2 rRNA genes are annotated in these 1,459 nt (G+C 51.1%); both read left to right on the top strand.

Annotation, left to right across the window (positions count from 1 at the left end):
* Positions 1-1,237 (top strand): 16S ribosomal RNA (locus RIN63_RS15275); the annotation flags it as partial.
* A gap of 130 nt (positions 1,238-1,367) precedes the next feature.
* Positions 1,368-1,459, top strand: a 23S ribosomal RNA gene (locus RIN63_RS15270); the annotation flags it as partial.

Genomic DNA, 1,459 nt, shown 5'->3' with positions numbered 1-1,459 from the left:
CGATGGGTAGCCGGCCTGAGAGGGTGAACGGCCACACTGGAACTGAGACACGGTCCAGACTCCTACGGGAGGCAGCAGTGGGGAATATTGCACAATGGAGGAAACTCTGATGCAGCGACGCCGCGTGAGTGATGAAGGCTTTCGAGTCGTAAAACTCTGTCCTAGGGGACGATAATGACGGTACCCTAGGAGGAAGCCCCGGCTAACTACGTGCCAGCAGCCGCGGTAATACGTAGGGGGCGAGCGTTGTCCGGAATTATTGGGCGTAAAGGGTTCGCAGGCGGCCTTTTAAGTCAGATGTGAAATCCCACGGCTTAACCGTGGTAAGCATTTGAAACTGGAAGGCTTGAGTTAAGGAGAGGAAAGTGGAATTCCTAGTGTAGCGGTGAAATGCGTAGATATTAGGAGGAATACCAGTGGCGAAGGCGACTTTCTGGACTTATACTGACGCTGAGGAACGAAAGCGTGGGGAGCAAACAGGATTAGATACCCTGGTAGTCCACGCCGTAAACGATGAGTGCTAGGTGTTGGGGGTCAAACCTCGGTGCCGCAGCTAACGCATTAAGCACTCCGCCTGGGGAGTACGTACGCAAGTATGAAACTCAAAGGAATTGACGGGGACCCGCACAAGCAGCGGAGCATGTGGTTTAATTCGAAGCAACGCGAAGAACCTTACCAGGGCTTGACATGCCCCTGACCGCATTAGAGATAGTGCTTTACCTTCGGGTACAGGGGACACAGGTGGTGCATGGTTGTCGTCAGCTCGTGTCGTGAGATGTTGGGTTAAGTCCCGCAACGAGCGCAACCCTTGTCTTTAGTTGCTAACAGGTTAAGCTGAGCACTCTAGAGAGACTGCCGATGATAAATCGGAGGAAGGTGGGGATGACGTCAAATCATCATGCCCTTTATGTCCTGGGCTACACACGTGCTACAATGGTCGGTACAACGAGTAGCTACCTAGTGATAGGATGCCAATCTCTTAAAGCCGATCCCAGTTCGGATTGCAGGCTGCAACTCGCCTGCATGAAGTCGGAGTTGCTAGTAATCGTGGATCAGAATGCCGCGGTGAATGCGTTCCCGGGTCTTGTACACACCGCCCGTCACACCATGGGAGTTGGAAGTGCCCGAAGCCAGTGAGCTAACCGTAAGGAGGCAGCTGTCGAAGGTAAAGTCAATGACTAGGGTGAAGTCGTAACAAGGTAGCCGTATCGGAAGGTGCGGCTGGATCACCTCCTTTCTAAGGAGTTCAAAAGTACTCACACTGTTTTGTTTATAAATTTTGTTAAGCTATCAGCATTGATACTGGATGCTGATATATTTAACTCTGAACATTGAAAACTACAAAGCAATATATATAAAGTAACAAAGGTCAAGTTATTAAGGGCGTAGGGCGAATGCCTTGGCACCAAGAGCCGATGAAGGACGGGATAAGCTCCGATAAGCTTCGGGGAGTCGCAAA

It is taken from the genome of Tissierella sp. (assembly GCF_031460495.1).
Lineage (GTDB): Bacteria > Bacillota > Clostridia > Tissierellales > Tissierellaceae > JAVKTS01.
Note: the sequence above shows the minus strand (reverse complement) of the source record. Positions and strands in the feature narration are given on the sequence as shown.